We start from the raw sequence: 26,125 nt of genomic DNA on the forward strand, positions 1-26,125 counted from the left end.
GCATCATGCATTGAAATGGTTGGGGCCTTCTGTCACCTCGTTAACCTCTACCCCCACCCCGCAGAGATCCCGATAGAGGATCCCCTTGCAGTTGAAATAGAGCGGTGCCACCCAGATAAGCCCCAACCCCATCGGGATCAGAGCCAGGAAGAAGAGCGCGGTCATCACGCCGTGGAACAGCACAATGCTGGGCCAGCCGCGCGCAAAGAGTTTGAGAGAAACCAGAATGGCCTGGGGCGGCGTCAGGCCACGCTCCAGCACCAGCGGGACGGTAAAGAGCAGCCCCATGCCGATCAGGGCCGAGGGGATGAAAGAGAGTACGGCGGGCAAGCCCAGCAGATCGAATAGCGGGCCAAACAGGCTGGTGAGCAGACTGCCAAGCAGGCTCAACATGCCGAGGCGTACAAAGTGGCGGAAGAAATCGAACACCTGGTTGGCTCTAGCGCGCACCCCGACCGACTGCTGCAACCCCAGCATATCGAGGGAGCTGGTCATGGGGGCCATTACCACCGTCATCAGCAGGCTCAGCACCATGGCCACATTCATCTGGCTGTCATCCCCCAGATAGGGCAACAGCAGCACATTGCTGAGCAGGATCCAGATCGCCGTCACCCCGACAATCGCCAGCAGCAGGCCAAATCCGGTACGGCGGGTCTGTTGCCATCCCTCCTGGATGACCCCTTTCAGATCAAGGCGGTAGCCCTGGTTCAGAGACTGCTCAAGGGAGCCGCCAATACGCATTTTATTACTCAATTGACTATCCAATATCGAAAACGACCAAATCAGGTGGCACATTATAGCGATTTGGTCTGCTATTCGTAGCCGTTTTTCCTGCACACTTGCGGCTAATTCGGGCCAAAAAGCCTTTAATTTCATGTGTCGGCTGCATAGAATGCGGCCCTCTTTCAACACGATGGCCACTGGCTGGGGTGAGACTGGCGGATGATGAACAATCCACAGGTAATTGTCGCGCTGAACAAGATCAGCAAAAAATACGATGGCAAGGTGATCCTGAGTGACCTTGACCTTGAAATCTATGACGGTGAATTTCTTACCCTGCTGGGCCCTTCCGGCTGTGGCAAGACCACCCTGCTGCGCCTGCTGGCCGGGCTCGAATCGGTCGACGGTGGCACCATCCATCTGGCCGGTGACGAGATCACCCATATCCCCGCCGAACACAGGCACATCAACACCGTGTTCCAGAGCTATGCGCTCTTCCCCCATATGACGGTGTTTGAAAATGTCGCCTTTGGCCTCGAGATGCAGAAAGTGCCTGCCAGCGAGATCCGCCAGCGGGTCGAGGAGACCCTCGCCATGGTGCAGCTCACCGAGCTGGCCAACCGCCGCCCGGATCAGCTCTCCGGCGGTCAGCAACAACGGGTCGCCATTGCACGCGCCGTGGTCAACAAGCCGCGCCTGCTGCTGCTCGACGAATCCCTCTCGGCGCTCGACTACAAGCTGCGCAAACAGATGCAGAGCGAGCTCAAGGCGCTGCAACGTCGCCTTGGCATCACCTTTGTCTTCGTTACCCATGATCAGGAAGAGGCGCTCACCATGTCTGATCGCATCCTGGTGATGGAGGGGGGCAAGATCATCCAGCGCGGCACTCCGCGCGATATCTACGAATCGCCAGCCAATCTGTTCGTGGCCCGCTTTATCGGCGAGATCAACGTGATGGATGGCAAACTGATCAGCCAGCGCGAGCCCAGTATCTGGCAGGCCGAGGTAGAGGGGCGCGAATGCCTGCTCCATACCGCCTTGCCGTTCCAGCCAGACGACAAGGTGCTGGTGCTGCTGCGCCCGGAAGATCTGCGCATTCTCGATCAGGATGACGATCAGAGCGGCGCGCTGCGGGGCAATATCCGCGAGCGCAACTACAAGGGGGCGACGCTGGATTCGGTGATCGAACTCGAAAGTGGCAAACAGCTGCTTATCTCCGAGTTCTTCGACGAGGATGACCCCGACTTTGACTATCGCCTGGGTCAGGAGGTGGCGATCCACTGGGTCGACAGTTGGGAGGTGGTGCTGCCCTATGAGCCTCACTAATCTGCGGGTAGCGCACAGCTTTGCCCACAACGGCTTTCGCAACACAGCCATCGCGCTGATCCTGGGCTGGCTGACGCTGTTTGTCTTCCTGCCCAACCTGATGATCATCGGTGTCAGCTTCCTCACGCGCGATGAGTCCAAGCTTATCGCGCCGCTCTTTACCCTGAGCAACTATGGCCGCCTGCTGGACCCGCTCTATTTTGAGGTGCTGCTCCACTCCCTCTGGCTGGCGCTGCTCGCTACAAGCATCTGCTTGCTGGTGGGTTACCCCTTTGCCTGGCTGCTGGCCCATCTGCCAGCGCGTATCCGCCCGCTGCTGCTGTTTCTGGTGGTGGTGCCGTTTTGGACCAACTCCCTGATCCGCACCTATGCGCTGAAAGTGCTGCTCGGCACCCGGGGGCTGATCAATGGCTGGCTGCTGGATCTGGGGCTTATCGAGCGACCGCTGCAGATGATGTATACCGAGGTGGCCGTCATCATCGGGCTGGTCTATGTGCTGCTCCCCTTTATGGTGCTGCCGCTCTACTCCAGCATCGAGAAGCTGGATGGCCGTTTACTGGAGGCGGCGCGAGATCTTGGCGCCAACGGCTGGCAGCGGCTGGTGCGGATCATTTTGCCCCTCACCCTGCCCGGCATCATCGCCGGTTGTCTGCTGGTGTTCCTGCCCGCCATGGGGATGTTCTACGTCTCCGATCTGCTGGGGGGCGCCAAGCACCTGCTGATCGGCAACCTGATCAAGACCCAGTTCCTCAACAGCCGTGACTGGCCCTTTGGCGCCGCCATCAGCGTGATGCTGACGGTGCTGATGGCGCTGTTGGTCTACTGCTACTGGCGGGCGGGCAAGCTGCTCAGCAAGAAGGGGGAGCTGGCATGATGCGCGCACTGAAAGCTCTGTTCCTGCTGCTGGTGTTTGGCTATCTCTATGTGCCCATCGGGGTGTTGATCGCCAACTCTTTCAACCTGTCGAAATATGGTATCGACTGGCGCGGCTTTACCCTTGGCTGGTATGAGAAGCTGTTTGCCAGCGCCAGCCTGATGCAGGCGGCCCAACACTCCCTGACTATCGCCGCCCTCACCGCCACCGCGGCCACCCTGATCGGCACCCTCACCGCCGTGGCGCTGTTTCGCTACCGTTTTCGCGGCAAGCAGTACGTGAGCGGCATGCTGTTCGTGGTGATGATGTCCCCCGATATCGTGATGGCCATTTCGCTCCTGACCCTGTTTGTGGTGACCGGCATTGCGCTCGGCTTCTGGTCGCTGCTGATCGCCCACATCACCTTCTGCCTGCCGTTCGTGGTGATCACCGTCTACTCGCGGCTGTGCGGTTTTGATGTGCGGATGCTGGAAGCCGCGCGGGATCTGGGGGCTGGCGAGTGGATTATCCTGCGCCGCATCATACTGCCGCTGGCCCTGCCGGCGGTGATGGCGGGCTGGCTGCTCTCCTTTACCCTGTCGCTGGACGACGTAGTGGTGAGCTCCTTTGTTACCGGCCCGGCCTACGAGATCCTGCCACTCAAGATCTACTCCATGGTCAAGGTAGGGGTCTCCCCCGAGGTCAACGCCCTGGCCACCCTGATGCTGGTCGCCTCCCTCGGGATGGTGCTGCTGGCGCAACTGTTACTGCGTAAACGGCAGGGTTGACCCTGCCCGTTTCGTCCCCGCCACCTTTGGCGAACTCTGTCACGGTGGGCCGCAAGGCCCCATAACCCCAAGGAGTTGTTGATGACAATCCAACACAAGGCCGGCGCCCTGCTGGCAGCCGCCCTCACCCTCACCACCCCGCTGCTGAGCCAGAACGCTCACGCGGCCGACGACAAGGTGGTCTACTTCTACAACTGGTCGGAATATGTGCCGGATGGCCTGCTGGAGCAGTTCCAGCAAGAGACCGGCATCAAGGTGATCTACTCCACCTACGAATCCAACGAGACCCTCTACGCCAAGCTGAAAACCCATGGCGACGGCTATGACGTGGTGGTGCCCAGCACCTACTTCATCTCGAAAATGGCCAAAGAGGGAATGCTGCAGCCGCTGGATCGCGCCCAGCTGCCCAACTTCAAGCATCTCGACCCTACCCTGCTCAACCACGAGTACGACCCGGACAACCGCTACTCCATCCCCTATATCTGGGGCGCAACCGGCATCGGCACCAACACCGACATCATCGAGCAGCCGGTCACCAGCTGGAAGCAACTCTGGGCACCGGAGTGGAAAGAGAGCCTGCTGCTGATGGACGATGCCCGCGAGGTGTTCCATATCGCGCTGGTGCAGCTGGGTTACAGCCCCAACACTCAAGACAAGGCGCAAATTGCCGAAGCGTTCGAATACCTGAAAAAGCTGATGCCCAACGTCAAGGCGTTCAACTCCGACAACCCGGCCGATCCCTTTATCGCCGGTGAGGTCAATATCGGCATGCTGTGGAACGGCTCGGCCTACGGCGCCCAGCGCGAATACCCCTCCATCCAGATGACCTACCCCGAAGAAGGCGCCGTGCTCTGGATGGACAACCTCGCCATCCCGGCCAAGGCCAAACATGTGAAAGAGGCCCACGCCCTGATCAACTTCCTGATGCGCCCCGATGTGGCCGCCAAGGTGGCCGAGGCGATTGGCTACCCCACCCCGGTCAAGGATGCCATTCCCCTGCTCACCCCGGCGTTTCGCAATAACCCCATGGTCTTCCCGAGCGACGAGATCAAGCGCAAAGGCGAGTTCCAGTCCGATGTGGGGGACGCCTCCCGCCTCTACGAGCAGTACTTCCTGCAGCTTAAAGCCATGGTGGCCAAGGCGGGGTAAGTCTGCGGTTAATCGACCCTGACGGGGTTAATAGTTTAAGGGGGGCAATATTTGCCCCCTTCGCTTTTTATCCACCAGCACGGTTTCTCGGCGCAATAGTCTTTAACACCGAGAGGCACGGGGAACCTCGATCATATATGAACAGCAACCGGCCTCTCAAACAGCCAGCTTCAAAGCCGATTTGAAGGGGGGTATGGTGATGATTGTGGTAAATATGGCCATCTTGATCAGATTCAGAGTTGCCCCATTGTGGGAATACGGGCAAAATAGACGAGTTTATAAGCAATAACTGTACAGTATTATCGAAACCGCGAACGTCCGATTACGCTTCACTAATCGAACCTACGGCCTGATATTAACAATGTCGCCCATCTTATAACTATTATGCGCTTCAGAGGAAATATGAAACTAAATAAGTTCGACAGAGAAATTAGATTGCATTGTCCGACTTGCGGATGTACAGACTTTTCATTTGTGGAGCATGATGAAGAAGGGCGAGTTACTTGTACTCAATGCGAGCGTCAAATGGCCAGGTTTGAGCTGATTCAAGAAAACGCTGAATTAATGACTGAAACTCAACATGAAATAGCAAAAGAAGCTCAGAAACAGATCCAAGCTGAAATGAAGAAAATGCTCAAAAATGCCTTTAAAGGCAATAAAAATATCAAGGTTAGGTAAGGTTTAGTATGGATTTTGGTGATATTGTTGCTCTTCTCGCTTTGTGCCTATCAGGTTATGCCACTTGGAAAACTGTTAAATTTAACAAACGACAAGATGAACTAGTTGAGACTCAGAGAGAGCTGAACAAACTGTTGCTTGCTAAGGAAACCGAAGAAGTCCTAGATGATAAAAAAGCTGATTTGGGCGCTTCAATTGTTAAACTTGGTAACAACAACTATCGTTTAAAAATCTGGAACAAAGGTAGTGCCGTGGCAAGGAATGTAGAGGTCAGCTTCCCAAATGGTAACGAATTTGTCAGTGACTCCGAATTAAATGATAAATTTCCATATGAATGCTTGGAAAAACACGCATCGGTTGAGCTCATCGCTTACATACATTCTGATACGGCACGAAAACAGACGTTGTGCTTGCGTTGGTCGGATGAGCATAAAAATAAAAATGAAAAGCTAGTTTATCCCACGTGGTAAAACACACATAACAGACAATTTAAGTGTGATTCGACACTTGTGGCATTTTTACTGCGTAAACACCAGCTGTTTCGTGCTATTAGGAAAGGTGTTTAAGGTGTGAGCAAACTACAAGGCGTTCAAAGCCGATTAAATTCTGCGCTTTTTCATTACCCCTCAGGGGTGTAGATTGGTTGGGGGCAAGCGTTGCCCCCTCTCTTTTTTCATGACTGCCCGTGGTGCTCCGCGAAGCAATCTTTCGCCAATATCGCGGGTGGCCTGAGCCAATCAGGAGTATTCATGTCCGATCTGACCCTCTATTTCGCTCCCGGCACCTGTGCCATGGCCGTGCAGATTGCCCTGCTGGAAGCAAATGCCCCGTTCCAACCCCGTCTCGTCAACCTCGCCGCAGGGGAGCAGCGTGATCCTGCGTATCTTGCCATCAACCCCAAAGGGCGGGTGCCTGCCCTGACCACCGAGCAGGGCACCCTGACCGAGACCCCGGCCCTGCTGCTCTATGTGGCACAGCGCTTCCCCGCAGCCAAGCTGGCGCCGCTGGACAACCCGTTCCTGCTGGCCCGCATGCAGGAGGTCAACAGCTTCCTCGCCTCCACCGTGCATGTCTCCCACGCCCACGGTCGCCGTGGCAGCCGCTGGGCCGATGACGAGCAGGCCATTGCCGCCATGCAGCAGAAAGTCGCCAGCAATATGCGCGATGGCTTTGCCCAGATTGAGCAGCACTATCTGGCAGGCCCCTGGGTGCTGGGCGAGCAGTTCAGCGTGGCGGACATCTATCTGTTCGTGGTCGCAGGCTGGCTGAAAAGCGATGGGGTCGAGATCAGTGAATTCCCCAAGGTTGCCGATCATTATCAGCGCATGCTGAGCCGTCCGGCGGTCGCCAAGGCACTGGCCAACTAACCATAAAATCAATAGCTCGATAAATAACAAGGGTGTCAGGGCTCTGCTGACACCCTTCCTGCCTCCTCCCCTGCACTTCTTCTCCCGCCTTTGAGATCGTTTTCACATTTCCGTGGTTTTGCCGTGGCCCTTCCTTAGTAAAAAGCCTATCTTTGCGCCATGACGCAACCGGTTGCGTAACCGGTTGCCTAACGGTTCACAGATTGACGGGCCAAGGCCTGATGAGGTGCTGTATGAAACGAGGCGTACTGCTCAATGCTCCCCTGAGTGCTCTGGTGGCACAGATGGGCCACACCGACGAGATCACCGTCTGCGATGCTGGCTTGCCCATTCCGGCAGGTCCGGAGCGGATCGATCTGGCGCTGATGGCGGGGACACCCAGCCTTGAAACCGTACTGACCGCCCTGCTCACCGATCTGGTGGTGGAGAAGGTGATCATGGCAAGCGAGATCAAGCAGATCAGCCCGGCCGCCCATCAGGCGCTGGTCGATCAGCTTGAGGCTCACGCAGCCGCTCAAGGCAAACCCATTGCCATCGAATACTGTCTGCACGAAGAGTTCAAAACCCGCACCCGCCAGAGCAAGGCGATCGTGCGCAGCGGCGAGGTGACTCCCTACGCCAACCTGATCCTCTGCGCCGGTGTGGCGTTCTGAATTCTTCAAAGAAGGCCTCTTCAAGGAAGCTGCAAATGAGCACAACCTCCCCCCTCTCACCCATTCTGGAGCTGACCGGGATCGTCAAGACCTTCCCCGGTGTACGCGCCCTCGACGAAGCGGGTCTGCGGGTCTATCCGGGCCAAGTGATGGCCCTGCTAGGTGAAAATGGCGCCGGCAAATCCACCCTGATGAAGGTGCTGACCGGTATCTATCAGGCCGATGCGGGCAGCGTCAGCTACCGCGGTCAGTCGGTCCACTTCAAGGGGCCGCGCGATTCTCAGGATCAGGGGATCAGCATCATCCACCAGGAGCTGAACCTGCTGCCGGAGTTGTCGATTGCCGCCAACATCTTCCTCGGTCGTGAACCCCGTACCCGTTTTGGCAGCATCGACCACCAACAACTGCGCGAGCGGGCAAGTGGCCTGCTGGCGCGACTTGGCGTCAAACACGGGCCGGATACCCGGCTCGGGGATCTCTCCATCGGCGAACAGCAGATGGTAGAGATCGCCAAGGCGCTGTCGTTCGATGCCAGCGTCATCATCATGGACGAACCCACCGATGCGTTGACCGATACCGAGACCGAGCAGCTGTTCAAGGTGATCCGCGAGCTGCGTGAGCAGGGTTGCGGCATCGTCTATATCTCCCACCGCCTCAAGGAGATCTTCGAGATCTGCGATCGGGTCACTGTGCTGCGCGATGGCAAGTGGATCGGCGAGAAGGCGGTGAGCGATCTGGATGAAGACAAGATCATCGAGATGATGGTGGGCCGCCGACTGGAAGAGCAGTACCCGCGTCTTGAGCGCGAGCTCGGCCCCGTCAGCCTGCAGGTGAAAGATCTGGCCGGTCCCGGCGTGCGCGGGGTGAGCTTCTCCCTGCGTCAGGGAGAAATTCTGGGTTTTAGCGGCCTGATGGGTTCCGGTCGTACCGAGCTGATGAAGCTTATCTATGGCGCCAGCCCCATCAGCGCCGGTGAAGTGCAAGTTGACGGCCATGCTCTGGTGCCCAAAAGCCCGGCGGATGGGTTGGCCGCCGGCATCGCCTATATCTCCGAGGATCGCAAGGGCGATGGCTTGGTGCTGGAGCTGTCGGTGCGGGAGAACATGAGTCTCTGCGCCCTCGACGAGTTCATCAGCAACGGCAAGATTGACGGCAAGGCCGAGCGACAGGCGGTGAGTGACTATGTGCGCCTGTTCAACATCAAGACCCCGAGTCAGGATCAGCTGATCAAGCTGCTCTCCGGCGGCAACCAGCAGAAGGTGGCCATCGCCAAGGGGCTGTTGACCCGGCCCAAGGTGCTGATCCTCGACGAGCCGACCCGCGGCGTCGACGTGGGGGCGAAAAAGGAAATTTATCAGCTGATCAACCAGTTCAAGAAGGAGGGGATGAGCATCATTCTGGTCTCCTCCGAGATGCCGGAAGTGCTCGGCATGAGCGATCGCATCATGGTGATGCACGAAGGGCGCATCAGCGCAGAGTTCAACACCCGCGATGCCAATCAGGAGAAGCTGATGGCGGCGGCAGTCGGTAAACAGTGGCAAGCAGAGCAAGAGGCATCCCAATGACAACCCAAACCCTTTCCCGCCGCGGTATCATGAACAAGGCCTGGTGGATCGAGAACAAATCCCTGGTCGCGCTGCTGGTCCTGATTGGTGTGGTCTCGGCCTTAAGCCCCAACTTCTTCACCGCCGACAACCTCCTCAACATCCTGCGCCAGACCTCGGTCAACGCCATCATGGCGGTCGGTATGACGCTGGTTATCCTTACCGCCGGTATCGATCTGTCGGTCGGCTCGGTACTGGCCCTGTGCGGTGCGCTGGCCGCCACTATGGTCGCCATGGAGTTGCCCATCTGGCTGGTGGTGCCCCTCACTCTGGGTGCCGGTGCCCTGCTGGGCGGCGTCAGCGGCCTCATCATTGCCAAGGGCAAGGTACAGGCATTTATCGCCACCCTGGTCACCATGACCGCTCTGCGCGGCATCACCATGGTCTATACCGAGGGTCGTCCCATCTCCACCGGTTTCAGTGACGGCGCCGATCACTTTGCCTGGCTTGGTACCGGTTACCTGTTCGGTCTGCCGGTGCCCATCTGGCTGATGGCTATCGTCTTCCTGCTCGCCTGGTTCATGCTCAACCATACCCGTCTCGGTCGCTACATCTACGCGCTGGGTGGCAACGAATCGGCTACCCGCCTCTCCGGTATCAATGTGGATCGGGTGAAGCTGGCGGTGTATGGTCTGTGCGGCGCGCTCTCGGCACTGGCAGGGCTTATCGTTACCTCTCGTCTCTCCTCTGCCCAGCCGACGGCGGGCATGGGTTACGAGCTGGATGCCATCGCCGCCGTGGTGCTGGGTGGTACCAGCCTGATGGGCGGCAAGGGCCGCATCATGGGGACCCTGATCGGTGCCTTGATCATCGGCTTCCTGAACAACGCCCTCAACCTGCTCGACGTATCCTCCTATTACCAGATGATCGCCAAGGCCAGCGTGATCTTGCTTGCCGTGATGATCGATAACAAAAGCAATCGTTGATAAGACAAGCCACACACAAGGAATGAAATGATGAAAAAGCTCAATACCCTGCTCGCTGCCGCCATCATGTCCGTGCTGGGCACCGCCCAGGCCGCCGATCAAACCCTGGCCATGGTGGTCTCCACCCTCAACAACCCCTTCTTCGTCACCATGAAAGAGGGTGCCGAAGCCAAAGCCAAAGAGCTTGGCTACGAGCTGGTGGTACTGGATTCCCAGAATGACCCGGCCAAAGAGCTCTCCAACATGGAAGATCTCACCGTACGCAAGGTCGGCGCCATCCTGATCAACCCCACCGACTCCGAAGCGGTCGGCAACGCTATCCGTCTGGCCAACCGCGCCAGCATTCCGGTACTGACCCTGGACCGCGGCGCTGCGCAGGGTGAGGTCAAGGCCCATATCGCCTCCGACAACGTGGCGGGCGGCAAGCTGGCCGGTGACTTTATCACCGAGAGACTGGGTACCGGTGCCAAGGTCATTCAGCTGGAAGGGATTGCCGGTACCTCCGCCGCCCGCGACCGTGGCGAAGGTTTTGCCCTGGCCGTGGCGGCCAACAAGCTGCAGGTACTGGCTTCCCAGCCTGCCGACTTTGACCGCACCAAGGGTCTGAACGTCATGGAAAACCTGCTGGCCGCCCATCCGACCGTACAGGCAGTGTTCGCCCAGAACGACGAGATGGCGCTGGGTGCCATCCGCGCCGTGCAGGCTGCCGGTAAAGAGGTGATGATCGTCGGCTTCGACGGCACTGACGATGGCAAAGCCGCCGTTGCCAAGGGTAAACTGGCCGCCACCGTGGCCCAGCAGCCTGCGCTGATCGGTGCCATCGGCGTCGAGACTGCCGACAAGGTGCTGAAAGGTCAGCCGGTCGAGAAATCCATTCCGGTACCGCTGCAAGTGGTCAGCAAGTAAGTTCTCGAGGGGAGGTTCGCCTCCCCTTTTCCCTCTCGTTCAGGTGCCTCCCGGCTTGGGCTCACTCCATCACAGTGTTCAAGCCAAGATGCATCAGGAGTAGTCAACATGAATCGTCTCGTCGTTCTGGGCAGTGTCAATGCAGACCATGTACTGCGCGTTCCCCACTTTCCTCGCCCGGGTGAAACCCTGACCGGTCACAGCTATCAGGTAGTCCCGGGTGGCAAGGGGGCCAATCAGGCGGTTGCGGCAGCCCGCCTCGGTGCCCCCGTCTCCTTTATCGCCCGCATCGGTGATGACGCCATCGGCCACCAGATGAAGAGCGGCTTTGCCAAAGATGGCATCGACGTCAGCGCCGTCGAGCTCGATCCCAAGCTCCCGACCGGTATCGCCATCATCTATGTGAGCGATGAGGGGGAGAACAGCATAGGTATCTCCGCCGAAGCCAACGGGGCCATCACTCCGGCTGTGGTGAAAAACCACGAAGCGATGATCGCCGACGCCCACACCCTGCTGTTGCAGCTGGAAGTGCCGCTGGAGAGCGTCCATGAAGCTGCACGGCTGGCCCGCGCCCACGGCACCCGGGTGGTGCTCAACCCCGCCCCCGCCCGTCCGCTCTCCGCTGAGCTGTTGGCGCTGGTGGATCTTATCACCCCCAACCAGACCGAGGCCGAGCTGTTGACCGGCGTGAAAGTCACCGATGAAGCGAGTGCCCGCGAGGCGGCCGCCCGCTTCCACCAGATGGGTATTGCGGATGTGATGATCACCCTGGGGTCGCAGGGGGTCTATTGCAGCAACGCACAGCAGCAACAGCTGATCCCGGGCTTTCGGGTCAAGGCGGTGGATACCACAGCAGCGGGCGATACCTTCAACGGCGCCCTGTTGGCGGCGGAACTGGCGGGTGCCGATTTCCACAGCGCGGTGCGCTTTGCCCACGGGGCGGCGGCGCTCTCCGTCACCCGGTTCGGCGCCCAGAGCTCCATCCCGAGCAAGCAGGAGGTCGACACCTTCCTGCTTGAGCAGACTGCGCAGGGGCACTGATGGCCAATATCAAGGAGGTGGCGGCGCTGGCGGGGGTCTCCACCACCACCGTATCCCACGTCATCAACGAGACCCGTTTCGTGGCCGAGGAGACCCGCGAACGGGTCTTCGCCGCCATGCGCGATCTCAACTATGCCCCGAGTCTGGTGGCCCGCAGCCTCAAGGTGAAGGAGACCAACAGTATCGGCATGCTGGTCACCACCTCCAGCAACCCCTTCTTTGCCGAAGTGGTGCGCGGGGTTGAGCGCTACTGCTTCGAGCAGGGCTACAACCTGATGCTGGGTAACACCGAAGGTCAGGCCGAGACCGCCCTCTCCTACCTCAAGATGATGCTGCGCAAGCGGGTCGATGGCCTGCTGATCATGTGCAGCGAAGGCCAACAAGAGGTGTTCAATCAGCTCGACTGGCTCAAGAGCTTGCCGGTGGTGGTGATGGATTGGGGGCTGGTCAGCGATGATGTGGATCTTATCGCCGACAACTCCTTCCACGGCGGTTATCTGGCGACCCGCCATCTGATTGAGCTGGGCCACACCGCCATCGGTTGCATCACAGGCCCCCACAGCCGCGCCCCCGCCAACCAGCGGCAGGCAGGCTTTGAGCAGGCGTTGCAGGAGGCAGGTCTCACGCTCAATCAAGAGTGGATCCAGGAGGGTGATTTTGACTGCGCCAGCGGCCATCAGGCGATGACCCGTCTGCTGGCATTGCCCGAGCGCCCCACCGCCCTCGTTGTCTGCAACGACATGATGGCGATGGGGGCCATCAGTGCCGCCCATCAGGCGGGGCTGGTGATCCCGCGCGACCTCTCCATTGTCGGCTACGACAATGTGGCGCTGGCTGAATTTATGTCGCCGCCGCTCACCACCATCAACCAGCCCAAAGAGGAGCTGGGGCGCCTCGCCGTCACCCGGCTGCTGGCTCGCATCAACGGTGAAGCTGTGGCTGACCACCTGATCACAGTTGACCCGGATTTAGTGATCAGGCAATCCTGCGCCCCTCGCCCCTGATTTTCAGGGGCAATAAATGACACAAGGCGACCCCGAGGTCGCCTTGTTTCATTTTGTCTCTTGCCGATGCAATATCGCTTTTGCCCTCAGGCCAGCGACCTTGTCTCCCTGGCCGCCAGCACTTGCAGTGGCACCAACCCCAATCGTCGGGCCAGAGGCTGCAACAACTCGCCATCTTCATCACCCTGCGGCAGCCAGTAGCGAACAGGCCAGCCGGCTGCCAACTGCGCCGAGGTGGTGCTGCCAATCTCTCTAAGCGCCAGAGTACAACCCTGCTGCCGCAATCCCGACAGCAAGGCACTATCCTGCTGCAGCATCGGCACCAACAACACCAGCGGCGTACGGGAAGCCTCCGGCAGATAGGCCAGTAGATGAGTCAGCTGGGCCTGGTTGTCGAGCGGGACCAGCAGCGCCCGACCATCGGCATACTGCGCCTCGTGCGCTTGCAGCACACGGGCCAACACTGGCCCCAGCACACCGCACTCCTGCAGCCAGCGCATATGGCAAGGCACTCCCTGCTCACGCCACTCAATCGCCAATTGCCACATGTCGTTGCCCTGCCCGTCCGTCAGCGCCTGCAATGCCACTCGCAGCGGTGCAGGCTCGCGCCCCGCCAGCCACTCTCGCAGCTGATGAAGCTGCTGCTGACTCAACTGCAACTGCTGCAGCATGGCAGGCTCAAACCAGCTGATCGCCCCCTCCTGGCTACGCTTGGCCTGGTTGAGGGCCAGGATGGCCTGATCCAGCAACCGGGCGGCATCCTGTTGCTGCGCCTTGGCGACCCCGAGTCGACAGGCCAGATCGAAGCTGCACTCCCGGGTCACGAACTCGAAATGGAGCAGATCCACCAGCTCATGAATGGCGGTTTCCAGCGCTTCATCCGCCTTGGTCAACACCACGGCAAATTCGTCACCGCCGAGCCGGTAAGCGTGGCTGCCATGGGCCTGCTGCAGCTTGCTGGCCACCATCTGCAACAGCCGATCACCGACCTGATAACCCAGCAGATCATTGACCTGCTTAAAGCGCTTGAGATCGAGCACCACCAGGGCGCTCACCTCGCCGGCATGCAGAGCGCGAGAGAGCTGCTCCTGCAGGGCACGGCGGTTGCCAAGCTGGGTCAGGGGATCGAGCAGGGCAAGCCGACGGTTCGCCAGATTGGCGCGAATGAGGGCTGCGACCAGAGCGCCACCGGTCAGCAACAGGATCAGTTGCCAGACCTGCAGCCAGAACAGGCTGTTGCGGATCTGGCCGACCGAATGCTCCCGCTCCTGGCCGGAGAGGATCTGATCCCCTATCTGTTCGATGAGACGGGTCTGGCTGGCGATCGCCTCCTGCAAGCGGGCAAGCTCAGCCCCCTCGCGCAGCGCACCAGCCTCCATCTGGGGTTCGAGCTGCTTGATCTGCTCGAACAGGGTGGCCAGCACTTTGCCGAGCCCGTGCCGCTGGCGCATCTCGGCGGTCTCGCTGCTGATGAGGAAGATGTCGAGCCGGTTCCACAGCAGATCGTAATCGAGGCTCAGGGTCTCCATCGACAGTCTGCCAGCCCGATAGAGCTGCAGATCGTAGAGGAAACGCTGGGATTCGAGCATCACCTGGCTGATGTTCCAGTGGACATTGCGGTAGAAAGTATCGACCAGCTGCTCCTGCCGATACTGCAGATAGAGGCTGCTGCCCGACGAGAGCAGAAACAGCAGCGACACCGCAACCAACAGCAGATTTTGGCGGGATAGCCCCATCAATCGACGCTCTCGATGCGGGTCACCTGCCACACCATGCAGTTGTGAATGGCAGGCACGTCCAGCTTGGGATAGGTGGTGAACGGGATGAGCAGCCAGAGCGGCCCCTTGTTACGCCGGGTCAGCGGTTTGCCGTCCTCCTGACGCACCAGGGTCAGCGGCACGCCGTCGAACAGGGCCAGATCCACCACCTGCTGATAACCGTTGAGGGCCGAGACGGCGATCTTGCGGGCATCCGGGATCCCTTGCGCCGCCAACACGGCTGACAGGGTCGGCCCGCGATAGTGGTGGGCGCCCTGAGTCCAGGGGGTAGTGGTGGTGAATTCGGTCTGTGGCAAGGCGGAGAGGGCCGCCTCATCGAGGGTCACTTGCTGGCCGCCTGGCAGTACCAGAGTCATCAGGGGGATGGAGGCCGATGCACTGGCACTGGCCAGCATCAGGAGAAAAAAAGCGATCCATTGCTTTACTGCGGTCATGGTAATTTGCGCCAACTGCGTCCCATTTTTTAAATGGTTGCCAGTGTGGCGATTTCACCGAACCATTGCAACTGTCCCGTCGCACACTAGCTCAGGGACCGCGCATCTCCATCCAGTTGTGCCCCTCGACTTGCCTCGGTTGATGAATGCCGCACGCCTCCAGCAACTCATCGACATAGGCGGGCACCAGCAGGGAGGCTGGGCCATAGCGTTTTTCGTCAAACTGGCTACCCACCTCGCTCGGTTCGAGATTGAGCTCGATGGTGTGCGCCCCGTTGAGGCCCGCCTCATGGACAAACCCGGCGGCCGGATAGACTGCGCCAGAGGTGCCGATGGAGATAAAGAGATCGCACTGGGCAAGCGCGCTATAGATCCGATCCAGCCCGAGCGGCATCTCGCCAAACCAGACCACATGGGGACGCATCGGCTGGGGGAACTGGCAGCAGGAGCAGAGCTCGTCCTGATGGAGATCGCCGCGCCACTCGATCACCTGACCGGACTCGGGGCAGCGGGCCTTGAGCAGCTCCCCGTGCATATGGATAAGGTTCTTGCTACCCGCGCTCTCGTGCAGATTGTCGATGTTCTGGGTGACCAAGGTGACCGTGCCGGGCAGCAGTCGCTCGAGGCGGGCCAGCGCATAGTGGGCCGGATTGGGGTGAACCTGGGGCTGTTGCAGCTGTTTGCGGCGGGAGTTGTAAAAGCGCAGCACCAGTTCGGGATCCCGGGCATACCCCTCGGGGGTCGCCACATCCTCGACCTTGTGCTCTTCCCACAAACCGTCGCAGGCACGAAAAGTCTTGATGCCGGATTCGGCAGAGATCCCCGCGCCGGTCAGGATCACGATATGTTTATATGACTGCGCCATAAGCTGCTCCGTCTATCCCCGCACAATAAATGTGACCTTAGCACAGGGAAAAAAGTGTCACTATTCGCCCTTGGTCTTAAGCGGCGCCGCTGGCGGTGCGGGTAACCAGGCATCCAGTACCGACAGATCCAGCCTGACAAAGACCATCTCCCGCCCGGTCACCAGGGTCAGCGGCAAGCCAAGGCGCTTGAGCAGGGTCAGCATGGGCCGGTTCTGGGCCAGCACTTCCGCCGTCCACTCCCGGATCCCGTCCACCCTGGCCAGCAGTGCCAGCGCCAGCAGAATGCGCCGCCCCGCCCCCTTGTGCTGAAAGTGATCCGCCACGATGCAAGAAAACTCCGCCCGATCGGGATGAAGGCGGCGGCGGATTGATTGCGCCTGAGCCAGCGGCTCACCGGCCAGATCGGTCAGTAGCAGCGAGATCTGTTGTTCGGGATGGTAATTGAGAAATTGGGCTACCTGTTCCGGTGGCGGCGTCCGTTTCGGGCGCATAAAACGCAGATAGATGCTCTCTTCACTCAATGCATCGTAAGCGGCCAGCATGCGGGCAGGCGCCACACCATGCAGCTCGCGCAGCAGGCAAGGCACCCCGGAGACCTGCATCGCCAGTGGCAGCGCGGCCCGGGAAACCGGATGGGGCCAGCCCTCCAGTCCTTTGCCAAGGCGCTCCCGGTGCATGGGCCAGCAGAGGTAGCGCGGCATGGCTTACCAGCGCCCCGTCATACCGCGCTCTCGCCACACCTCGACGTCGAGCAGGTTGTAAGGGTCATCCAGATAGACAGCGATCCCCAGCTCCCGAACCCGGGCCATAAAACGCCCCAGCAGGGAGTCACCGGTCAAGGACTCCATCTCCGGCAAGATCCCCTGCCCCAGCAGCAAGGCTTGCAGCGGCAAACGCTCCAGCAGATCGAATGGCAGATGTTGGCTGTTATCGAGCAGCAGCGCCAGCTTGCTCCCCGCCAGACTGGCTTGCAGCACCAGCGCGAAGCGATCGGCATTGCCGAGCAGGTGGTCTCGACGGTGGATAAGCAGGGTCAGTTCGGCTGGGGTACGCGACTGCTCCGTCAGCCAATCCTTGAGCGCCTCCCAGCGGCTGGGTAAACCCGTTACTGCCAGCCAGACCGGATGAGGGGTCGCGGGACTGGAGAGCAGCCCAAGCTGACCCTGCACCTCCCCCTGCCACCGGCGGATGGAGCGGCGCTGGCCGCTCAAGCGCTGCTGACGCAGCGGGCCCAGATAGAGTCGACGCAGCAACCTGAGCAGCTCCTCGCAATCGAGCGGCTTGGCCAGCGCCGCCAGAATATTGAAACCGGCATCGTGCAGCAGGCGGCGGGCACCGTCGATCAGCGTCTGCTCATGGGCCGAAAGCAGCACAATGGGCAGCCCGGCCTCCTGCAACTGGGGCTGGTTCATCAGCAGACTGATGGCATCTTGCTCCACTAGGCTGAGATCGCACACCAGCAGGCTGATGTCGCCCGCCGACAATGCCGCAAGACAGGCCGATTCATCCTGTACCCACTGACAGGAGAGCCCCAACCCGGCGATGGTCTGTTGCAGTTGCATCCCCTGAAACGGGTGATCCTCGAGCAGCAGCACCTTGTTAGCGGCCAGCCAGTTGCACCAGTTACGGTAACTGGCGGCAAGCCCCCCCAGCCAATCCTCGCCGATAGCGTAGATCCCCTCATGCTGCTGCAACTGGGGGAAATAGTCCGCCTGCTGATGAGCGGCGGGGTCGTAAAGGGCAATGGCACCTGCCGCAAACAACCCTTCCCACTGCCAGCAGGCATCCGGTCGGGTACGGTGCAGCGTGACATAGGAGGGCAATGTCATGGTGCTGGCCAACTCATGGGCGGTGCTGTCGAGGGCATAGAGCACAATGGGGCAAAATCCTGCCGCCTCATGCTCTTCCGAATCGAGCAACGCCAGTAATTCTTCATCAGTGATGATCATCTTGAGCCCTCTTTGAAAACTGCTGGCTGAACTCATCCAGTGCCCGGTTCAATCTGGCTTGCAGCATCGGATGGGGCGCCTGTTGCCACTCTTCAATGACCGCCACCAACGCAGTCGCCCCTACCATTCTGGCGGCCCCCTTCAACTTGTGTAAAGCAGCATTCACGCCAACTTCATCTTCTTCTGTGCTGCAGCGCTCAAGTTCGGCCAAATCATCACGGGTAGCCTTCAGATAAAGGGCGGCCAGTTCATCGGTCAGCAGCGAGGCGACCGGTGTCGGGGCGACAACATTGCTCCCCTCTTTGGCAATATGGCGCAGCAAGGTCGCCAGCTCCTTGAGGGCGACCGGCTTGTCCAGATGGCCATCGCAACCGCAGGATTGCAGCTCCCTTGCCGCCTGATCACTGAGATCTGCGGTGATCACATAGACCGGCAGACGGGCCCAACGGGCGGATTGGCGCAATTGCCTGCACAGCTCGGCCCCGTTCATCACCGGCATCTGCAGATCGGTCAGCACAAAATCCACCTCCTGCTGCGCCAGCATCTCCAGCGCCAGCTGCCCGTTGGCGGCAGTGATAACGCTGGCACCAAGTTGCCCCAGTTGCAGGCTGATCAGCTCGCGATTGACATCGTGATCTTCAACCAGCAGTACCCGCATGCCAAGCCCTGGCTGGGTGCCGGCGACCGGTTGATCCGGGGTCAAGCGTGGTTGCTGCAGGGTGATGATGGTCCCGGGCACCCAGGACTCCCCTTGCCAGGCCCAATAGTAGAGCCCCTTCTCGTCCACCTCCGCTTGCAGCGTATCAACGGCGTTGCTGACGGTGGCGATCCCCAAGCGACTGAGCCAGGGCGACAGCGCTTGCGCCTCATCGTGGGGTAAAGAGAGTGCCAGCTGCCGCACATTGGGCAGCCAGTCCGGCTCCTGCTGCACCCGCTTCAGCGGCAACTCGCAATAGAAGCGGCTACCACCACCGGCACGCCCCTCGACATCGATAAGACCCCCCATCTGCTCGATCAGCTGCTTGCAGATCGCCAGACCAAGACCGGTGCCCGGCGCCCGCAGTTGTCCTTCAACGGCAAACTGCTCGAACGGCATAAAGAGCGTGGTGCGCATCTTGGCAGTGATCCCCGGCCCCTGATCATCCACACCGAAGCGCAAGGTTGATGCGACCACCTCGGCCCACAGCACCACTTCCCCACGCAGGCTGAACTTGATGGCATTGGAGAGCAGGTTGTGGAGCACTTGCCGTACCCGGTGAGGGTCGAGGGTCTGCAGGGCTGGCAGAGCCGGGTCCAACGTAAGGCGCAGTTGCAATCCCTTGGCCCGCGCCTTGGTCCAGTGCACTGCCGCCACGTGCTCGCACAGCTCGGCAAAATCGGTGGGTTGCGGCGAGAGGGAGAGTTTGCTGTTTTCGTTGCGGCTAAAGTCGAGCACATCGTTGAGTAGGCCGAGCAGCTCATCCCCCGCCTGACGCACCCGCGCCAGCGCAGAGTCTTGCTCTCTCGACAAAGGAGTACTGGCCAGCCACTCCAGCAAGCCGAGCATGGCGTTCATCGGCGTGCGGATCTCGTGGCTGATGGCGGCCAGAAAGCGCCCCTTGGCCAGCACTGCCTGTTGCGCCTGCTCATGGGAGTGCTGCAATGCCTGATCCTGCTCGACCCTGGTAGTGGCATCCTGCATCACCGCATAGATCCGCCAACCCTGTGGCTGACTGCGGCCACGGCCATAGAGCTGCAACCAGCGCAGACCCTTGGTCGGATGGTAATAGCGCATGGTGAACGCGAAGGGTTTGCCAGCCTGCAACATGGCGAACATCTCACGGCTTACCCGACGACGATCCTCGCGCTCCAGCATAATGAGCACCCGTTTGGGCTCACGACGGATCTGCTGGCTCGCCAGCCCCAGCAGCTCATAACAGCCCCGGCTGATAAACTCGATGCCCCCCACCCGTCCCCGCTCGAACATAAACTGCAGCACCACGCCGGGCACGGTATTGGTCAGGGCGCGCAGGCGGCGCTCTGCCTGACGCAGAAAACGGGCCTGCTCACGCAGCACACTGATATCCGACAGGGCGATGAGATCGGTGGCAGGTGCCTGCTTGTCCAGTCGCAGCGGATGCTGGGCATAGGCGAAGACCTGATCCCCCAACACCAACTCCCCTTCACTCTTCTGAGGCTGCACCGGCGGCAACATCAACTGCTGCGAATAGCGCAGGGCCAGACGTCGCCCCTGTTTATTGGATTTGATCACCTTGCCCTGGCTGTTGCGCAGATAGACGGGCACCGGCAACGCCTGAAACATGGTTTCCCGCAGCTCGCTCTCGATGGCCAGCGCCTTCTCGGCGGCGTGACGCTGGGCCACTTCCCTTGCCAGTTGCTGGCGGGAACGCCAGATCCCGCCGATGACAATACCGCTGATCAGCAGTGCCATGGCGATGGAGCCAAACCAGGCGGCGTAGCTCACGCCGGGCTGCTGCACAACGAGCAAGCGGCGCCAGCGCTGGTTAAGTTCGTCAATCTGGGTGCTGGTCAGCGCCATCAGGTTGCGATCCATCACCCCGGCCAGTTCGGTCTGACTCTTGTTGATGGCAAAGCCAAGGCTGAAGCGATCTTCCAGCTCCTCGATATCGAGCCCTTCCAGCAAGTTGGTACGCTGGGGATATTGCAGCTGATATAGCTCGCTCAGCATGGCGTCAGCCTTGTCCTGTTTGATCGCTGCCAGCCCCTGCTCGATGCCGTCGGTGCGAAGCCACTCCTGATCACCGAGCAGGGCGAGCAAGGAGGGATCGTAGAGGGATTCCGGCACCAGAATACGCTGCTGCTTGAGCTGCCCGATGCGATCGGCAGCCAGCTTGCGCTTGCTGATCAAGGCAAACCGGTTGGTGGAGATCGTCCGACTGAAAATGAACTGGTTCGTCAATGCCGGGGATTCCGGCAAGCCGGCCATCATGTCCGCCTCACCACGGCGCAGCTTTTCTACGGCCTCCGCCTTGCTGGCGGCAGGCACCAGCTTGTATTTCAGGCCGGTCTCCTGGGTGACCCAGCGCAGCACATCCGCGCTCCACCCTTTCGCCTCCCCCAGATCATTAACACCGCTATAGGGCATCAACTCGGGATTGACCACCAAGCGAATGGTACGCCCGCGGCCGGATAACCAGGCCTGCTCGGTATCGCTGAAGTGGGGCTGGTTGACGTAGAGCGATCCCTGATCGAGATAGCGAGCCAGATCGGTATAGATAGTACCGGCGGGCATATGACGGATCAGGGTGTCCACCAGATTGGCCAACTCAGGCTGATCACGCATCATCAGGCGATAGCTGATGATCCGATCCTCACCAAACAGGCGGCGCAGGCGCAACCCATCGGCAGGAAACTCGCGCATCAGATAGCGCAGTTGCAGATAGTCCCCCAGATAGGCGTCACCCTTGCCACTCTGCAGCGCGTCGTAGACCTTCTCTCCGCTCTTTAGGGAAATAATGCGCGCCTGTGGATATAGCTCGTGCAGCAGGCGGGCAGAGTCTGCCACCGAGTAGACCAGAAAGCGGGCCTGTTTGAGATTTTCACCCTTGTAGAGGATGGCGGCATCGGTCTCCATCATCGGACGGCTTAACCGCATGCCCTCCACGGCCTTCTTGCGGGTTCCGACATAAGGAATGATGTCGCATTCCCCCTCTGCGAGCCCGTTGCGCAATGTCTGCCAGTCGGGCAACTCTTTGAGCACAAGTGGAATCGGGAACAGCTCCTGCAACCGGGCAAGACGATCCTTGAGCAGTCCCCCCTCGGCCATCAGGTATGGTGGAGGAAGCGTCGCAGGATAGCAAAGCGAAAGCTGACTCAGTGAATTCACATAAGCCTGGGTAGCCGGCGCCAACGGCAGCACAGTTGTCTGCAAAGGCTTGGCGTGCAATGGCAGTGCCAGCACGGCACCCAGAAGAAAAACGGGGAATTTGGTCATCTGAAAACAAAAGCCAGGCATCTGCCTGGCTTTTTATCACTCGTTGGGTTCAACATTTTCTACCCTGGCCTTGAGCTTCTGGCCAGGCCGGAAGGTCACCACGCGGCGGGCGCTGATCGGAATATCCTCGCCCGTCTTGGGGTTGCGTCCGGGACGCTGATTCTTCTCACGAAGGTCAAAGTTACCGAAGCCTGAAATCTTGACTTGTTCACCACGCTCAAGCGCCTGTCGGATTTCCTCAAAGAAGGCTTCCACCATATCTTTGGCTTCACGCTTGCTCATCCCGAGCTGGGTGAACAGGTGCTCTGCAATGTCGGCTTTGGTAAGCGCCATAGATCAATCCCTCAAGGATGCATTCAACTCTTCACCAAGGGCCCGCACGACATTGTCTACGGTCTCGGCAATCTCTTTCTCCTCCAGGGTTCGCTGGGTATCTTGCAATACAAGACTGATGGCCAGGCTCTTCTTGTCCTCTGCCATACCAGCACCCTGGTATACGTCAAACAAGTTTATTCCAACTACCTGATTTCCGCCAACTTTTTTAATTACCGCAAGCACATCACCTGCCAGAACCTGACGATCGACCACGACGGCGATGTCGCGACGGTTTGCCGGGAACTTGGAAACTTCGGCTGCCACAGGCACCTTGGCCGGGGTCAGCTTGTCCAGCTCCAGCTCAAACATCACCGCGCGGCTCTTGAGGCCCAGCTTCTTCTCGAGGCTCGGGTGGATCACGCCGATGTGGCCGATGATCTCGCCATTACGCAGGATGGCTGCGCTCTGGCCCGGATGCAGGGCGCTGTGCTCGGTACGCTCGAAGGTAAAGGTGGCCCCTTCGGCGGTCAAATCCAGCACCGCTTCCAGGTCCCCTTTCAAATCAAAGAAGTCGGCTGCGCGGGTTTTGATGTCCCAGTGCTCGTCGCTCTGGTTGCCGGTGATGATACCGGCCAACATCGGCTCCTGACGGATGCCGTTCTCGGCGCTTTCATCCTTGATGAAACGCAGACCCTGTTCAAACAGACGCACCCGCGGCTGCTGACGGTTCTGGTTGTAAACAACAGCTTGCACCAGACCCGGGAACAGAGAGACCCGCATGGCGGACATTTCGACCGAGATCGGGTTCGGCAGTACGATGGCATCGCTCTGCGGGAACAGGGTTTGCTGGGTCTTGGGATCAACGAAGCTGTAGGTGATCGCTTCCTGGAAACCGCGGTCAACCAGCAGGTCGCGCACGCGCTTCAGGGTCACCTGCCCTTCTGCCTGCTCCACCATCGCCAAGGAAGCAGCGGGTTTCAGGTTCGGGATGTTGTTGTAGCCGTAGATGCGAGCCACTTCCTCGATGAGGTCTTCCTCGATGGCGATATCGAAACGCCAGGAGGGTGCCAGCGCGGTCCAACCGTCAGCATCCACAGTCACCTGCATGCCGAGGCGAGTCAGGATCTCGACCACCTGAGCATCCGCCACGCTGATACCGATCACCTTGTCGAGCTTGGCGCGACGCAGCTTGATGGGGGCCGCTTTCGGCAGATGGGCATCGGATTTGACCTCGATGACCGGACCCGCTTCGCCGCCGCAGATGTCCAGCAGCAGACGGGTGGCTCTGTCCATCACCTTGGCTTGCAGCTCGGGATCAACCCCGCGCTCGAAGCGATGGGAAGAGTCGGTGTGCAGACCGTAAGCACGAGCACGACCTGTGATGGAGAGCGGCGCGAAGAAGGCGCACTCCAGCAGGATGTCGGTGGTGGTCTCGGATACACCGGTGCGGTTACCGCCGAAGATCCCGGCCATGCAGGCAGGGCCTTTGGCATCAGCAATCACCAGGGTGGTCTCTTTGAGCTTCACTTCGTTGCCATCGAGCAGGGTCATCGGCTCATCGGCGTGGGCACGACGCACCACCAGTTCCCCTTCCAGGGTAGCCAGATCGAAGGCGTGCATCGGCTGACCGTATTCCAGCAGCAGGTAGTTGGTGATGTCGACGATGGCGTCGATGGAACGAATGCCGCCACGGCGTAGCTTCTCTTGCATCCAGAGCGGGCTCTGGGCCTGCAAGTTCAGCCCTTTGATGACGCGGCCCAGATAACGGGGGCAATCAGCTGGTGCTTCAACCCGGATCGGGAAAGTTGCATCAATGGTGGCAACAGCTGGTGCCCAGGTCGGCTCGACCACGTCCACGCTGTTAAGCACGCCAATTTCACGGGCCAGACCGGCGATACCGAGGCAATCGGCACGGTTCGGAGTCAGATCCACATCGATGGAGACGTCGTTCAGATTGAGGTAGTCGCGAATATCGGTACCGATGGGGGCATCGGCCGGCAGCTCGATGATGCCATCGGCTTCAACGTCGATACCCAGCTCACTGAAAGAGCAGAGCATGCCGTGGGACGGCTGGCCACGCAGCTTGGCTTTCTTGATGGTGAAATCACCCGGCAGGGTCGCCCCTACTTTGGCCACGCACACTTTGAGGCCCTGACGGCAGTTCGGCGCGCCACAGACGATGTCCAGCAGCTCGGCTTCACCCACGTTGACCTTGGTCACCCGCAGCTTGTCGGCGTCAGGATGCTGGGCGCATTCGACCACTTCACCCACGACCACATTGTTGAACTGGCCAGCCACCGCTTCCACGGCGTCCACTTCCAGACCGGCCATGGTGATCTGCTCGGCCAGCGCGTTGTCACTCAACTCGGTGCGGACCCACTCCATCACCCAGGATTTACTGAATTTCATGTTCTCTCGCCCTTACTTGAACTGCTTGAGGAAGCGCAGGTCGTTTTCGAAGAAGGCACGCAGGTCGTTGACCCCGTAACGCAGCATGGTCAGGCGCTCAACGCCCATGCCGAAGGCAAAGCCCGAGTATTTTTCCGGATCGATGCCGACCGAACGCAGTACGTTCGGGTGAACCATGCCGCAGCCCAGCACTTCCAGCCACTTGCCGTTCTTGCCCATCACGTCCACTTCAGCGCTCGGCTCGGTGAACGGGAAATAGGAAGGACGGAAGCGAATGGTCAGGTCTTCCTCGAAGTAGTTGCGCAGGAAGTCGTGCAGAATGCCCTTCAGCTCGGTAAAGCTGGCATGCTCGTCAACCAGCAGGCCTTCAACCTGATGGAACATCGGGGTGTGGGTCATGTCGTAGTCGTTACGATAGACGCGGCCCGGTGCAATGATGCGGATCGGCGGCTGCTGATGCTCCATGGTGCGGATCTGCACACCGGAGGTGTGGGTACGCAGCATCAGATCAGGATTGAAGTAGAAGGTATCGTGATCGGTACGCGCCGGGTGATGAGCCGGAATGTTCAGCGCATCGAAGTTGTGGAAGCCATCTTCAATCTCGGGACCACGGGCAACCTTGAAGCCCATCTCGCCAAACAGGCGCTCGATGCGCTCGATGGTGCGGGTTACCGGGTGCAGACCGCCATTCTCGATGCGACGGCCCGGCAGGCTGACGTCGATGGTCTCGGCAGCCAGCTTCTGGTTCAGCACAGCAACTTCGAGCGCTTCACGACGCTCGTTCAGCGCATCCTGAACCTGCTGTTTGGCCTGGTTGATCACGGCGCCCGCGGCGGGACGCTCTTCGGCAGACAAGGCACCCAGGCCCTTCATCTGCTCGGTAAAAAAGCCCTTTTTACCCAGATATTTGACCCGGATTTCGTCGAGGGTAGCGATATCGCTCACGCCCTCAATTTCGGCTCTGGCTTGGCCGACTACTTCTTCAAGCTGTTGCATGTCTTCCTCGTCACCACTCCCGGTACAGGAGCCTTTAGGCTAAATAAGGTCAAGAGGGGAATAATACAAAAAAAGCCCCTTCGCTGACCATAGCTAAGGTGGGCTTTTCTCCCTACAAATCATTTTGTTATATCAAGCGAGTCTCATTGGCTCACCGTCACTCTTGAAATAGTAGAACAAACATCTAGTTTGTTGGCATATGAAGCTTTTGTAGAACAGGTCATCTCGCACTTATCACCTTATGTGGAGAAATATGTAGCGCGTGTAAAACAGCGGACAGAATATGGACGAGGAAAAAGAAAAAATGATGTAAAACAGATGGTTATAGATACAAAAAAGGAGGCCTGAGCCGCCTTAACATACCCAATAAAAACAATAACTTAGATTAAAATCAATGAGTTGGGGACT

General features: G+C 59.5%; 23 protein-coding genes. 13 read left to right on the forward strand and 10 right to left on the reverse strand.

The window, feature by feature from the left end; genetic code table 11:
* Positions 1–3: 3 nt before the first annotated feature.
* Positions 4–741, reverse strand: a complete 738-nt coding sequence (locus ACTG2T_RS20610; RefSeq protein ID WP_005351939.1) for a hypothetical protein — start codon at positions 739–741, stop codon at positions 4–6.
* A 201-nt stretch (positions 742–942) separates the two neighbouring features.
* Between ACTG2T_RS20610 and potA the strand changes: the two genes are divergently transcribed.
* The 13 genes from potA to ACTG2T_RS20675 all read left to right on the forward strand — a co-directional run bounded on the left by potA (position 943) and on the right by ACTG2T_RS20675 (position 13,015).
* Positions 943–2,046, forward strand: a complete 1,104-nt coding sequence (gene potA / locus ACTG2T_RS20615) for a spermidine/putrescine ABC transporter ATP-binding protein PotA (protein WP_330124266.1) — start codon at positions 943–945, stop codon at positions 2,044–2,046.
* A complete protein-coding gene (gene potB / locus ACTG2T_RS20620) occupies positions 2,033–2,920 on the forward strand; it encodes a spermidine/putrescine ABC transporter permease PotB (protein ID WP_330124267.1) in 888 nt (295 codons plus the stop codon). The genes potA and potB overlap by 14 nt, the downstream gene beginning before the upstream one ends.
* Complete coding sequence (gene potC, locus ACTG2T_RS20625; RefSeq protein WP_005336644.1) at positions 2,917–3,687, forward strand: spermidine/putrescine ABC transporter permease PotC; 771 nt, start codon at positions 2,917–2,919, stop codon at positions 3,685–3,687. The genes potB and potC overlap by 4 nt, the downstream gene beginning before the upstream one ends.
* 81 nt (positions 3,688–3,768) lie before the next feature.
* On the forward strand, positions 3,769–4,836 hold the full coding sequence (locus ACTG2T_RS20630) for an extracellular solute-binding protein (RefSeq protein ID WP_101530551.1): 1,068 nt from the start codon (positions 3,769–3,771) through the stop codon (positions 4,834–4,836).
* A gap of 402 nt (positions 4,837–5,238) precedes the next feature.
* Positions 5,239–5,514, forward strand: a complete 276-nt coding sequence (locus tag ACTG2T_RS20635) for an OapC/ArvC family zinc-ribbon domain-containing protein (RefSeq protein WP_139747255.1) — start codon at positions 5,239–5,241, stop codon at positions 5,512–5,514.
* Between the two features lie 8 nt (positions 5,515–5,522).
* Positions 5,523–5,984, forward strand: a complete 462-nt coding sequence (locus tag ACTG2T_RS20640) for a hypothetical protein (RefSeq protein ID WP_058058162.1) — start codon at positions 5,523–5,525, stop codon at positions 5,982–5,984.
* Positions 5,985–6,263: 279 nt separating this feature from the next.
* Positions 6,264–6,881 carry a glutathione S-transferase family protein gene (locus ACTG2T_RS20645; protein WP_267516767.1) on the forward strand — a complete coding sequence of 206 codons (618 nt, stop codon included), beginning with the start codon at positions 6,264–6,266 and terminating at the stop codon, positions 6,879–6,881.
* Positions 6,882–7,114: 233 nt separating this feature from the next.
* A complete protein-coding gene (rbsD, locus tag ACTG2T_RS20650; protein ID WP_201931224.1) occupies positions 7,115–7,534 on the forward strand; it encodes a D-ribose pyranase in 420 nt (139 codons plus the stop codon).
* Positions 7,535–7,569: 35 nt separating this feature from the next.
* Positions 7,570–9,099 carry a ribose ABC transporter ATP-binding protein RbsA gene (gene rbsA / locus ACTG2T_RS20655; RefSeq protein ID WP_182970999.1) on the forward strand — a complete coding sequence of 510 codons (1,530 nt, stop codon included), beginning with the start codon at positions 7,570–7,572 and terminating at the stop codon, positions 9,097–9,099.
* Positions 9,096–10,064, forward strand: a complete 969-nt coding sequence (gene rbsC, locus ACTG2T_RS20660; protein WP_330124268.1) for a ribose ABC transporter permease — start codon at positions 9,096–9,098, stop codon at positions 10,062–10,064. Before rbsA ends, rbsC begins: the two co-directional genes overlap by 4 nt.
* A 30-nt stretch (positions 10,065–10,094) precedes the next feature.
* A complete protein-coding gene (gene rbsB / locus ACTG2T_RS20665; protein ID WP_330124367.1) occupies positions 10,095–10,970 on the forward strand; it encodes a ribose ABC transporter substrate-binding protein RbsB in 876 nt (291 codons plus the stop codon).
* 108 nt (positions 10,971–11,078) lie between these two features.
* Positions 11,079–12,011, forward strand: a complete 933-nt coding sequence (gene rbsK / locus ACTG2T_RS20670) for a ribokinase (RefSeq protein ID WP_124929418.1) — start codon at positions 11,079–11,081, stop codon at positions 12,009–12,011.
* Positions 12,011–13,015 (forward strand): substrate-binding domain-containing protein, encoded by a 1,005-nt coding sequence (locus ACTG2T_RS20675; RefSeq protein WP_330124269.1) that lies wholly within the window; start codon positions 12,011–12,013, stop codon positions 13,013–13,015. Before rbsK ends, ACTG2T_RS20675 begins: the two co-directional genes overlap by 1 nt.
* Before the next feature lie 86 nt (positions 13,016–13,101).
* Here the strand turns inward: ACTG2T_RS20675 and ACTG2T_RS20680 are convergent, their stop codons facing one another.
* The 9 genes from ACTG2T_RS20680 to pheS all read right to left on the reverse strand — a co-directional run bounded on the left by ACTG2T_RS20680 (position 13,102) and on the right by pheS (position 25,717).
* Positions 13,102–14,751 carry a GGDEF domain-containing protein gene (locus ACTG2T_RS20680; protein WP_330124270.1) on the reverse strand — a complete coding sequence of 550 codons (1,650 nt, stop codon included), beginning with the start codon at positions 14,749–14,751 and terminating at the stop codon, positions 13,102–13,104.
* The gene (locus ACTG2T_RS20685) at positions 14,751–15,227 is read right to left on the reverse strand and encodes a hypothetical protein (RefSeq protein ID WP_330124271.1); all 477 of its coding nucleotides are present in this window, start codon (positions 15,225–15,227) and stop codon (positions 14,751–14,753) included. Before ACTG2T_RS20685 ends, ACTG2T_RS20680 begins: the two co-directional genes overlap by 1 nt.
* A 91-nt stretch (positions 15,228–15,318) precedes the next feature.
* The gene (gene cobB, locus ACTG2T_RS20690) at positions 15,319–16,092 is read right to left on the reverse strand and encodes a Sir2 family NAD+-dependent deacetylase (RefSeq protein ID WP_005351956.1); all 774 of its coding nucleotides are present in this window, start codon (positions 16,090–16,092) and stop codon (positions 15,319–15,321) included.
* Between the two features lie 60 nt (positions 16,093–16,152).
* The gene (locus tag ACTG2T_RS20695; RefSeq protein ID WP_139733251.1) at positions 16,153–16,794 is read right to left on the reverse strand and encodes a GNAT family N-acetyltransferase; all 642 of its coding nucleotides are present in this window, start codon (positions 16,792–16,794) and stop codon (positions 16,153–16,155) included.
* A 3-nt stretch (positions 16,795–16,797) separates the two neighbouring features.
* Positions 16,798–18,042: a response regulator gene (locus ACTG2T_RS20700; RefSeq protein ID WP_330124272.1), complete on the reverse strand. Its 1,245-nt coding sequence runs from the start codon at positions 18,040–18,042 to the stop codon at positions 16,798–16,800.
* The gene (locus ACTG2T_RS20705; protein WP_330124273.1) at positions 18,029–22,018 is read right to left on the reverse strand and encodes a response regulator; all 3,990 of its coding nucleotides are present in this window, start codon (positions 22,016–22,018) and stop codon (positions 18,029–18,031) included. Before ACTG2T_RS20705 ends, ACTG2T_RS20700 begins: the two co-directional genes overlap by 14 nt.
* Before the next feature lie 15 nt (positions 22,019–22,033).
* Positions 22,034–22,330 (reverse strand): integration host factor subunit alpha, encoded by a 297-nt coding sequence (gene ihfA, locus ACTG2T_RS20710; protein ID WP_005300715.1) that lies wholly within the window; start codon positions 22,328–22,330, stop codon positions 22,034–22,036.
* Between the two features lie 3 nt (positions 22,331–22,333).
* The gene (pheT, locus tag ACTG2T_RS20715) at positions 22,334–24,721 is read right to left on the reverse strand and encodes a phenylalanine--tRNA ligase subunit beta (RefSeq protein WP_245131736.1); all 2,388 of its coding nucleotides are present in this window, start codon (positions 24,719–24,721) and stop codon (positions 22,334–22,336) included.
* Between the two features lie 12 nt (positions 24,722–24,733).
* On the reverse strand, positions 24,734–25,717 hold the full coding sequence (pheS, locus tag ACTG2T_RS20720) for a phenylalanine--tRNA ligase subunit alpha (protein ID WP_005336686.1): 984 nt from the start codon (positions 25,715–25,717) through the stop codon (positions 24,734–24,736).
* Between the last annotated feature and the right edge of the window lie 408 nt (positions 25,718–26,125).

This window comes from Aeromonas sp. 75A, assembly GCF_051919425.1.
Classification (GTDB): domain Bacteria; phylum Pseudomonadota; class Gammaproteobacteria; order Enterobacterales; family Aeromonadaceae; genus Aeromonas; species Aeromonas veronii.